The sequence below is a fragment of the Arthrobacter globiformis genome, from assembly GCF_030815865.1.
GTDB lineage: Bacteria > Actinomycetota > Actinomycetes > Actinomycetales > Micrococcaceae > Arthrobacter > Arthrobacter globiformis_B.
The window spans coordinates 3,708,522-3,719,278 of the sequence record NZ_JAUSXI010000001.1 but is presented as its reverse complement, the minus strand read 5'-3'; the positions used below and the strand labels follow the sequence as shown (position 1 = coordinate 3,719,278).

Genomic DNA, 10,757 nt, shown 5'->3' with positions numbered 1-10,757 from the left:
GTGGAAACCATGCTGCCGCAGACCGCCCAGCTGCCCGCCATCCAGGCCGGACAGCAGGTGACGGTCCGGGTACCGGCCACCAGCGCCAACCTCGGTCCCGGCTATGACAGCCTCGGGCTGGCACTGACCCTGCACGACACCCTCACCGTGGAGAGCCTGGACAGCGACGAGCTGGTCTTCGAGCTCAGCGGTGAGGGTGCGGATTCCCTTCCGCGGGACGCGAGCCACCTGGTGGTCCGGGCGATGAATGCCGCCTTCGGACGGCTGGGCTACCGCCACACGGGCCTGAAGATCACGGCGGAAAACGTCAATCCGCACGGCCGTGGCTTGGGCTCGTCGGCGTCCGCAGTCGTGGCAGCCGTGACCGCGGCCAATGCGCTGCTTCCAGCGGGGGAGCAGCAGGACCGGAACTGGATCCTGCAGCTGACCAGCGAGATGGAAGGCCACCCGGACAACGTCGCTCCGGCGATCTACGGCGGACTGGCGCTGTCGTGGCAGGACAGTGACCAGTACAGCAGTACGTGCGCCGCCGTAGACGCTGCCGTCATCCCCATCGTGGCAGTTCCGGATTTCGAGCTCTCCACCGAGGCCGCGCGCGCTTTGCTGCCCGCGTCCATCGGCCATCACGCGGCCGCGATGAACTCCGGCCGTGCAGCACTTCTCATCCATGCCCTGACGCAGAAGCCTGAATTCCTGCTCCCCGGCACCGAGGACTTCCTGCACCAGAGCTACCGTGCGGAGGCCATGCGGCCCAGTGCGGCCCTTATCCGGGCCCTGCGCGCGGCCGGCCACGCTGCCGTCGTCTCCGGAGCTGGACCCACGGTTCTGGTCCTGGCCAACGGTGAGGCAGAGGCAGCCGCCGTTCTGGAATTCATTGCCTCGTTTTCCGAGGCAAACACACCGGACATCAACTGGCGTGTGATGAAGCTGGCGGTCGACGTCGAAGGTGCTAAAGTGGGAGTGCACCGGCGGTAACACCGCATGCAGTCTCCGCAGTCAGCACCGTATTCACTGAGTCATCACAGCATTCATTGATGCAGCCAGACGGCGGCTCTGCAGTCGAGAGGGCCCTGCAGCCAAGAGACCGTGCAGTCACCGACTCCGAAAATGGCCTTAAACGGTCATCGGGTCAGAATCTGCTTCGATCTGCTGCTGCTGCTTCGATCTCTTACTTGCGCGATATTTTCCGGTGCCACCTGCTTGGCCTGGCCAGGAACGTACAGATGTGTATCTGTTCCCTGAACCGCCAGTCCGCCGCCCCGCCAGCTATGCGGAGCGTTTGAAGGTGATCAGTATCCGGCCCTGCTGGCCGAACTCCAACCGGCAAGGCCGAACATCGCGGCTGCAGATCTGAACTGCAGCCCAGATCCAATCATCGCGTCCAGCTCACAGTCTGGACGCCGTCGAGGGGGAAGGATCCTTCGTGACCGAAACCACTGAGCTGTCGCCAGCTGTGGACATATCATCTTCTGCTTCCGGATCGTTGACGGAAGCTCCCGCCAAGAGCAGCGGCCTTGCCGGCCTGAAGCTCGCCCAGCTGCAGGCCCTCGCCAGCCAGCTCGGTATCTCCGGCGGATCCCGCATGCGCAAGGGCGACCTGGTGGCGGCTATTTCCGCGCACCGTGCAGGCACGTCCGCCACCGCCACCAAGGCGCCGGCACGGACCGCCGCAAAGGCCGCTGCAGCCAGCGCGGCAGCCCCGGCTGCCGAAACCGTCGCAGCAGCCCCGGCCGCGGAAGCAGCCGAGGCTCCGGCCCAGGAAAGCCGTGCACGTGGCCGCGGCCGCAGCCGCCGGGCAGTGAGCGACGGAATTGTTGCCGCACCCGCAGCTGAAACCGCTGCCGAGGCTCCGGCCGCTGAAGCGCCGGCCGCTGCCGAGGCCCCCGTTGCTGCTCCGGCCGAGGGTGGAGCCTCCGCTGAGGCAGAAGGCGCAGAGCGCCGCCAGCCGCGCACCCGCAACCGCCGCCGTGGCGAAGCAGCCGCAGCGGCTCCCGCCGAAACACCCGCTGCACCCGCCGAAGCTGCCGCCGAAGTGCGCGGCACTGAAACACGCGGCGTTGAAGCACGCGGCACTGAGGCCCGCGGCGCTGAAGCACGCGGTGCTGAGGCCCGTGAGCAGGCACCGGAGGGCGAAGCCGGACAGCGCGAACGCCGGGATGCCCGCGGCCGCGGAGGCCGTGACGCCGGCGAAGCTGGCGGACGCGACACCCGCCGTGATGACAGCCGGCGCGACGATAACCGCCGTGACGACAACCGCGACGCCGACGACGACGGCGGCAGCCGCCGCAACCGGCGGAACCGCCGCGACCGGAACGACCGCAACGAGCGCTCGGACAGCCGCGACGGCAGCCGCAACGAACGGTTCCGCGACCGCAACGACCGCCGCCGTGGACGCAGCCAGGGGCCCGACGTCGACGACGTCGAGGTCACCGATGACGACGTGCTGCTGCCGGTGGCCGGCATCCTCGATGTCCTCGAAAACTACGCGTTCATTCGTACGTCCGGTTACCTGCCGGGCCCGAACGACGTGTACGTCTCCCTGGCCCAGGTCAAGAAGTACAACCTGCGCAAGGGCGACGCCGTTGTTGGCGCCATCCGCGCGCCGCGCGACGGCGAGGACCGCGGCCAGCAGTCCGCCCGCCAGAAGTTCAACGCGCTGGTCCGCGTCACCTCGGTGAACGGCAAAACCGCCGAGGACCTCAAGGACCGCGTGGAGTTCGCCAAGCTCGTCCCGCTGTACCCGTCCGAGCGCCTGCGCCTCGAGACCGACCCCAAGAAGATCGGCCCCCGCGTCATCGACCTGGTGGCCCCGATCGGCAAGGGCCAGCGTGGCCTGATCGTCTCCCCGCCCAAGGCCGGCAAGACGCTCATCCTGCAGTCCATCGCCAACGCGATCACCACCAACAACCCTGAGGTCCACCTCATGATGGTGCTGGTTGACGAGCGTCCCGAAGAAGTCACGGACATGCAGCGCACCGTCAAGGGCGAGGTCATTGCCTCCACCTTCGACCGTCCCGCCGACGACCACACCACCGTGGCCGAACTCTCCATCGAACGCGCCAAGCGCCTCGTGGAAATGGGCATGGACGTCGTGGTGCTCCTGGACTCCATGACCCGTCTGGGCCGCGCGTACAACCTGGCAGCCCCGGCCTCCGGCCGGATTCTGTCCGGTGGTGTGGACTCCGCAGCGCTGTACCCGCCCAAGCGGTTCTTCGGTGCTGCCCGCAACATCGAAAACGGCGGCTCGCTGACCATTCTGGCAACGGCCCTCGTGGAGACCGGATCCAAGATGGACGAGGTCATCTTCGAAGAGTTCAAGGGCACCGGCAACATGGAGCTCCGCCTGTCCCGCCAGCTGGCGGACAAGCGCATCTTCCCGGCCGTGGACGTCAACGCCTCCGGTACGCGCCGCGAAGAGAACCTGCTCTCGGCCGAAGAGGTCAAGATCATGTGGAAGCTGCGCCGCGTCCTCTCTGGCCTTGAGACCCAGCAGAGCCTGGAACTCTTGACCAACAAGATCCGCGAAACCCAGAGCAACGTCGAGTTCCTCATGCAGGTTCAGAAGACGACGCTTGGTGCGAAGTCGGATAACGACAAGTAGCTGAGTTGGGGGCGGGCGCTGGTGCGTTCGTGCGGTGGGTGCCGCGCGGATGTTCCGCCCCCGCCCCTTCGCGTTGCAGCTGACGTACAGCGTACGTCAGCTGCAACGCTACGACAGGCCCGATGCCACTCCCGGGGCGGAACATCCGCGCGGCAGTTACGGGGCTCGCTCACCGTGGCGCGCCGATTTTGCGCCTGATTAAACTAGGTGCAGAACGAAAGGTTTGAAAAATGTTTGAGTCCGTACAGGGCCTGTTGGATGAGCATGATTCTATCCAGGCGCAGTTGGGGGATCCGGCTGTTTATGCTGACCAGAAGCTGGCGCGGAAGCTGGGGCGGCGGTCTGCTCAGCTGAACGGCATTGTGGAGGCTTACCACAAGTGGCATGCGCTGCACGATGACCTTTCGGCAGCCAGGGAGATGGCTGCCGAGGACCCTGATTTTGCTGCCGAGGTGCCTGAACTGGAGGAAGCTGTCGAGGTTGCGGCGGCGCGGCTGACGCGGCTGCTGATTCCCCGGGACCCGGACGATGCACGCAACGTGATCCTTGAGGTCAAGGGCGGCGAAGGCGGCGACGAGGCGGCCCTGTTCGCCGCCGACCTGCTGCGCATGTACACCCGTTATGCCGAATCCCGCGGCTGGAAGACCGAGATCATCTCGGCCACCGAATCGGACCTGGGCGGCTACAAGGACGTGCAGGTTGCCGTCAAGGGCAGCTCCAACGATCCCGCCGAAGGAGTGTTTGCCAGGCTCAAGTTCGAAGGCGGCGTGCACCGTGTGCAGCGCGTCCCCGTGACGGAATCCCAGGGACGGATCCACACCTCGGCGGCCGGCGTGCTGGTCCTGCCCGAGGTGGATGAGCCCGAGGAACTCGAGATCAACCAGAACGACCTCAAAATTGACGTCTACCGGTCCTCGGGGCCCGGCGGTCAGTCCGTCAACACCACTGACTCCGCGGTCCGGATCACCCACCTTCCCACCGGAATTGTGGTGGCAATGCAGAACGAGAAGTCACAGCTGCAGAACCGTGAAGCCGGCATGCGCGTGTTGCGCGCCCGCATCCTCGCGCACCAGCAGGAGCAGATCGACGCCGAGAACTCCGCCCAGCGCAAGTCGCAGATCCGCACCATGGACCGTTCCGAGCGGATCCGCACGTACAACTACCCGGAAAACCGGATCGCGGACCACCGCACCGGTTACAAGGCCTATAACCTGGACCAGGTCATGAACGGCGATCTCGAGCCGGTCATCCAGTCGGCCATCGAGATGGACGAGCAGGCGCGGCTGGACGCCATCGGCGACTAGGAGCCCCGGGATTCCATGACGTCCGAGCACACTCCGGAGCCGCCTGCCCACTCCCTGCCCGCCCAGTCCCTGGCTGCCGCGGTCCGGGAGGCAACGGAGCTCCTCACCGAGGCCGGCGTTCCCAGCCCCCGGGTGGACGCCGAACTCCTGGCCGACCATTTGCTGGGTGTGGGCCTGGGGCGGCTGCGGGCCATGATGCTGGGCGATGCCCCGGCCCCTGCCGGCTATGCCGAACTCGTTGCCGAGCGCGCCACCCGGATTCCGCTCCAGCACATCACCGGCGTGGCGCACTTCCGCTACCTCCAGCTCGCAGTGGGACCCGGCGTGTTCATTCCGCGCCCGGAGACCGAGTCCGTGGTGCAGCTGGTCATCGACCGGCTGCGCGCACTGGAACGTGCCGGCGTGGTCCGCCCCAAGGTGGTGGACCTGGGCACCGGCTCGGGGGCCATCGCCGGATCAATCGCGCACGAGGTGCCCGAGGCCGAGGTTTTTGCGGTGGAATTCAGCGAGTTCGCGCACGCCTGGGCGGCCAAGAATCTGCGGCCGCTGGGGGTCACCCTGCTGCTGGGAGACCTGCGCGACGCCCTGCCGGAACTTAACGGAACGTTCGACGTCGTCGTCTCCAACCCGCCGTACATCCCCGCCGAAGCCGTCCCCAACGAACCGGAAGTGGCGCTTCACGACCCGCCGGAAGCGCTCTACGGCGGTGGAGCGGACGGCATGGAACTGCCGACGGCGGCCGCCGCCTCGGCGGCGCGGCTCCTGGTTCCCGGCGGCTACTTCGTGATGGAACACGCCGAAATCCAGGCAGGCTGGATATCGGCGATGCTGAACCGGGCCGGGAACTGGACCGACGTCACCACGCATTTTGACCTTAACGGCAAGGAACGCGCCACCAGCGCTGTGCTTGCCTCGCCGCCCGCGGAGTAATGAAAGAATGAGGCAGTGACCACTACGTACAACTGCACGGCCGACGACGAGCGGACAGAAGGGATCGCCCACGCACGCCGGGCGATCCTGGAGAAGAAGTGCGTCGTCCTTCCCACGGATACCGTCTACGGAATCGCGGCCGATGCCTTTTCCCCGCAGGCCGTCACCATGCTGCTGGTCTCCAAGGGCCGTGGCCGGAACATGCCGCCGCCCGTCCTGATTCCCCGCCTGAATGCGCTCGACGGGCTGGCCACCGATGTGTACCCGGATGCCCGCCAGCTGGCCGAGGCCTTCTGGCCCGGCGGGCTGACCCTGATCTTCCACGCGCAGCCCTCACTGGACTGGGACCTGGGCGAGACCAAGGGCACCGTCGCCCTTCGCATTCCGGACGATGAGGTGGCGATCGACCTGCTGACCGTTACCGGACCCCTCGCGGTGTCCTCAGCAAACCGGACCGGCCAGGCTCCGGCGCAGACAGCCTTTGAAGCACGGTCCCAGCTCGCGGAATCCGTGGAGGTCTACCTTGAAGGCGGTTTCCGCCCGATCGAGGGAACCGACGCCCGGCCGTCCACCATTGTGGATGCGACCTCGTTGCCGCTGCGCGTTGTCCGTGACGGGGCCATCAGCCTCGAGCGGCTGCGCGAGGTGGTTCCCGGAGTTCTCGACATCAACGGCAATGCCACGGGCGAGGCTGAGGTCACCGCTGCCCCGGAGGGTGCTGCCTCCGAGGACGCTGCGCCCGAGAGTGCTGCGGACGCTCCTGTGCAGTCCGACGCCGGCGAAAAGCCCGCAAGCGCCGAATGACGCTGCAGAGGCAACCTATACCGGTCCTCGGAGTGGACGCCACGCCCTTGGACGTCGACGGACTCACCGCAGTCCTCAACGGGTTCGTGGCTGACGCCACCACCAGGACCGTGGTGGGACACAATCTCCACAGCGTGACCCTTTTCCACTCCGAACCGGAGTTCAGGAAGTTCTACGAGAACAGCGACGTTGTCCTACTCGACGGCGCGCCCGTCCTCTGGCTGTGGGGGAGGAGCCGGGAAAAGACGGCCCGGGCCACAAGGCCCGTCATGGACTACCGGCTTGGTTCAACAGACTGGATTCCCGCGCTGGGCCGGCTGGACGGCCTCCACCGCATCGCCGTCCTTGGAGCCGGGGCGACTGCCAACGCCAAGGCCGTGGCGAGGCTGCAGGACATGGTGCCGGGGGCCAATGTCGCCGGAATGCCGGGGGAGGACTGGGACCCGGAACTGGAAGAGAAAGCTGCGGCGTGGCTGGCGGAATTCCAGCCGCAGCTGGTGCTGATCGGCCTTGGCATGCCGCTGCAGGAAGAGGTGCTGTGGCGCCGCCTTCCGTCGCTGCCGCCCGCGGTCTACTGCGCCGTCGGGGGAGCTATCGAGCAGATCGCCGGCATCCAGAAGCTGGCGCCCCGCTGGCTTGGCCGGCTCGGGCTGGAATGGGCGTGGCGGCTGCTGCTGCATCCGCGCCGCGTGGCGTATCGGGTGTTTGGCGAGCCGTGGGTCCTGCTGGCACTCCTGCTGCGGCGCCGGCTGCGCGGTTAGGGCCGACAGAACAGGGCAGGCGCGCCGGGCAAAACAGGTTGCGCGGCCCGCCTACGTTAGAACTTCTGGTCCTTCAGCGGGCCAAATCCCTTGCCGCGCAGCCCCGTGGAGAACGCCCGGAACCAGTCCGCCAGCCCGCGGAGATCGCCCCGGCGGAGGAAATAGCCGAGGTAGCCGCCAACATCGGCCACCAGGGACTTCACGCGGAAGTGGCGGCGAATAAGGTAGCCGCGGTTGCGGTAGTAGTAGTAGCGCTTGAACGCGCCCTCCGGGACGATGACGTGCCAGCGGGCACCAAACACGTGCTTCGTTTCGGAAAAAGCGTGCGGGTGCATGATCGCAGCCGTGGTAACGGTGCCGAAACGGATGCCTGCCTTGCGCAGCCGGATGGTGAAGTCCACCTCGTCGCCGCGGATGAAGAGGCGCATGTCCGGCAGGCCCACCTTGAAGAAGACATCGGAGCGGATGAGGGCGCCGTTGAAGAAATGGCCGTCGTTCGGCAGGAACCCCACCTTCTCCAGTGCGGCCCGGTCGTGGGAGACCTTGCCGTCCAGCCGGAAGAAGAAGGAGAGTTGGTCGGGATGCCCCGGAGCTACCACCAGGGGCACAACAGCTTCCAGGTCCCGCGCCTCCGCTTCCCGGATCAGCGTGGCCAGGCACTCGGCGTCCGCCGGCTCGGCGTCGTCGTCCATCATCCAGACCCAATCGGCGCCGCTGGCCACGGCCTTGAGCGCCGCAAGGGAGAAGCCCCCGGCACCACCAAGATTGGCTTCCGAGCGGATGTAGTCCACATTTGCATGCTGGGCGGCCACGTCCTTCGCGGGAACCGTGCCACTGTCAACGAGGCAGATTGTCGACACGCGGGCCGTCTGCCCGTTGATGGCCCTCAGCAGGACGGCGAGCTCATGGGGACGGTCAAACGTCACGGCGGCAACTGCGACCGACACTGGCATTACGGGGATCCTTTCAGCACAGCCGTCGGCAAGTTTCCCGCCGGCGTATGGCCGTGTGACGCGAAGCGATGTACCCGTTGGCGTTAGTATCTTGACTAGAGTCCACTGTAATACAGCCCCGTCAGGCACTATGCACTGCCTGTCTGTGCGCGCATGGCGACGGAGAAGTTTCATTTATTGCACGTCAGATTCACACGTATCGAGCCCGCATGGTCCGCCCGGACTGACCCCGAATCCGCATCCGCATAGCCTGCAGCATGGCCACTGCGCCAGCACTATGCACTGCACCCGCAGCATGTACGGCCCTCTGGGAATGGTGGCCGCGCCGTGATCATGTACCTGTCCATGATGGTGACGGCGGCGCTCGTGTCCTACGGGGCCACATGGGGTGCACGGCTGATCGGTAACCGGCTTGAGCTGTTCGCCCCGATCCGCAGCCGGGACATGCATTCAAGCCCGGTCTCGCGGCTCGGCGGGCTGGGGATATTCGCCGGCGTGCTGGTGGCGCTGGCCGTGGCAAGCCAATCCTTCTTCGTCAAAGACATCTTCCGGAACAACGGTGCTCCGTGGGGTGTGCTGGCGGGCGCCGCCGTCATCGTGCTGGTGGGAGTGGCGGACGACCTGCTGGATCTTCGCTGGTGGGTCAAGCTGATCGGGCAGGCTGTCGCCGCGCTCGTGGTAGCCGTCTGGGGTGTGCGGATGACCATCATCCCGTTCATTCCGGAACCGATCCGCTTCGACTCGGACCCGATCAACATCGTCCTCACCACCGGCCTCATCGTCGTCACGATGAACGCGTTCAACTTCATCGACGGGCTCGACGGGCTGGCCGCCGGGGTGGCCATCATCGGCGGATCCGCGTTCTTCCTCACCGCCTACTGGGTCCACCGGAACGCGCCGATCCTGGACCGTTCCGACCTGGCCACGCTGCTGACGGCGGTCCTAGTGGGCAGTTGCCTGGGCTTCCTGCCACACAACTGGTTTCCTTCGAAGATTTTCATGGGCGATTCCGGCGCGATGCTGATAGGCCTGCTCATGGCGTCGGCCGGTGTGGTCTCGACCGGGCAGATCACCTCGGGCCTTTATGATCGTGTCAACGGTATCCCCACGATCATCCCCATCCTGCTGCCGTTTGCCGTGCTGTTCCTGCCGCTCCTGGACCTGTGCCTTGCGGTGGTGCGGCGCACCGCAGTCGGGCGCTCACCGTGGTCCGCCGACCGCGGGCACCTGCACCACAAGCTCATGGACATCGGGTACTCGCACCGCACCGCGGTCATGCTGCTGTATCTGTGGGCGGCGGTGCTGTCTTTCGGTGGTCTGGCCTTTGCCGTCTACCCCTGGCAGGTGGTGCTGGCCCTCATGGTTGCCGCCACCCTGGTCATGGGCCTGGTCACGGCCTGGCCGTACCTGAGCCGCCGCGGTGATGACACCGGAGTAGGGCCAACACCGCAGTAATACGCGCTTTTCGGAAAATTTCTATCTCGTGTAGAATTCAGGTGCAGGTCTTTCCTGCACCACTCCACCCTGCCCCGAAGATTGGTTCGCATGACCTCCAACGCCGAGCCCGGACCTGCGTCCGGCAAGGGATCCGTTGGCGTCTCCGGGCCCACACGGTCGCTTTGGCTCGGCCTGCTCGGACTCAGTTCGGCAGTCTCCTGCGGCGCCCTGGTCCTTACCGGTGTGGTGGCTGTGCTGCTGAACGGCTGGACCGGTGTTGTGTCCAGCAGCCTCGGCGGCCTGTTGGTGGTCGTGTTCTTCGCGATCAGCCTGCTGATCGGACACTTTGTGGGGCGCAATAACCCATCAGGCGCCGTCGGTCTGTTCGTGGCGACTTACTTCGTCAAGGTCATCGGTTTCGCCGTGGTGCTGTTCGCCGTTGGTGCTCCCGACTGGCTGCACGGCCGCTGGTTCGTCATAGGTGCCGTCGTGGCCGTGGTCACGTGGCAGGCTGCCGAGATCTACGGTTTCAGCAAAGCCCGGCTGCAGATCTTCAACGACCCCGAACCGGACAGCGACCCCAAGTCGAACGGTGAGCAACACTGATGACCAAGCACAACAACCCCGGAAAAAACGAGCCTGGAACACCCGAACCGACGCCCGGACATGGCGCTGTACCAGGCGTAAATTCCGACGGCGGTTACAACGCTGGAATGGCCGTCTTTAGCTACATAATTGGCGGAATCATCGTCTGGAGTTTGATAGGGTGGGGACTGGATTATCTGTGGGGAACCCGCTGGATTGTGCTCGTAGGCGCTCTGCTTGGAGCTGCGGGAGGGTTCTATCTGTCCCATATGCACGGCCTCACCAGTTCAAGGAAACCAACTGGCGGGAGCGGTGCAGCCAGCGGCCCGTCCGAGGACGGGAACAGTAATGCCAAATAATTTCACGAGGGGGAGGGCAAGCA

General features: G+C 65.9%; 10 protein-coding genes. 9 read left to right on the top strand and 1 reads right to left on the bottom strand.

Annotation, left to right across the window (positions count from 1 at the left end; genetic code table 11):
- Positions 1-9: 9 nt before the first annotated feature.
- The 6 genes from thrB (at position 10) to QFZ33_RS17250 (ending at position 7,400) form a co-directional block, all read left to right on the top strand.
- Positions 10-975: a homoserine kinase gene (thrB, locus tag QFZ33_RS17275; protein ID WP_307029436.1), complete on the top strand. Its 966-nt coding sequence runs from the start codon at positions 10-12 to the stop codon at positions 973-975.
- A 448-nt stretch (positions 976-1,423) separates the two neighbouring features.
- Complete coding sequence (gene rho / locus QFZ33_RS17270; RefSeq protein ID WP_307029434.1) at positions 1,424-3,601, top strand: transcription termination factor Rho; 2,178 nt, start codon at positions 1,424-1,426, stop codon at positions 3,599-3,601.
- 230 nt (positions 3,602-3,831) lie between these two features.
- The gene (prfA, locus tag QFZ33_RS17265) at positions 3,832-4,905 is read left to right on the top strand and encodes a peptide chain release factor 1 (protein ID WP_307029432.1); all 1,074 of its coding nucleotides are present in this window, start codon (positions 3,832-3,834) and stop codon (positions 4,903-4,905) included.
- 15 nt (positions 4,906-4,920) lie between these two features.
- Positions 4,921-5,835 (top strand): peptide chain release factor N(5)-glutamine methyltransferase, encoded by a 915-nt coding sequence (gene prmC / locus QFZ33_RS17260; protein ID WP_307029430.1) that lies wholly within the window; start codon positions 4,921-4,923, stop codon positions 5,833-5,835.
- Between the two features lie 15 nt (positions 5,836-5,850).
- Positions 5,851-6,639: an L-threonylcarbamoyladenylate synthase gene (locus tag QFZ33_RS17255; RefSeq protein WP_307029428.1), complete on the top strand. Its 789-nt coding sequence runs from the start codon at positions 5,851-5,853 to the stop codon at positions 6,637-6,639.
- Complete coding sequence (locus tag QFZ33_RS17250) at positions 6,636-7,400, top strand: WecB/TagA/CpsF family glycosyltransferase (protein WP_307029426.1); 765 nt, start codon at positions 6,636-6,638, stop codon at positions 7,398-7,400. Before QFZ33_RS17255 ends, QFZ33_RS17250 begins: the two co-directional genes overlap by 4 nt.
- Positions 7,401-7,456: 56 nt before the next feature.
- Here the strand turns inward: QFZ33_RS17250 and QFZ33_RS17245 are convergent, their stop codons facing one another.
- A complete protein-coding gene (locus QFZ33_RS17245) occupies positions 7,457-8,353 on the bottom strand; it encodes a glycosyltransferase (RefSeq protein ID WP_307029424.1) in 897 nt (298 codons plus the stop codon).
- A gap of 327 nt (positions 8,354-8,680) precedes the next feature.
- On the opposite strand from QFZ33_RS17245, the gene QFZ33_RS17240 reads away from it, so the two are divergent.
- From QFZ33_RS17240 to QFZ33_RS17230, 3 genes are all read left to right on the top strand, one after another.
- Positions 8,681-9,808 (top strand): MraY family glycosyltransferase, encoded by a 1,128-nt coding sequence (locus QFZ33_RS17240; protein ID WP_307029422.1) that lies wholly within the window; start codon positions 8,681-8,683, stop codon positions 9,806-9,808.
- Positions 9,809-9,898: 90 nt separating this feature from the next.
- Positions 9,899-10,396 carry a hypothetical protein gene (locus tag QFZ33_RS17235; protein WP_307029420.1) on the top strand — a complete coding sequence of 166 codons (498 nt, stop codon included), beginning with the start codon at positions 9,899-9,901 and terminating at the stop codon, positions 10,394-10,396.
- Positions 10,396-10,734 (top strand): AtpZ/AtpI family protein, encoded by a 339-nt coding sequence (locus QFZ33_RS17230; protein ID WP_214847992.1) that lies wholly within the window; start codon positions 10,396-10,398, stop codon positions 10,732-10,734. The genes QFZ33_RS17235 and QFZ33_RS17230 overlap by 1 nt, the downstream gene beginning before the upstream one ends.
- The last annotated feature ends 23 nt before the right edge of the window (positions 10,735-10,757 follow it).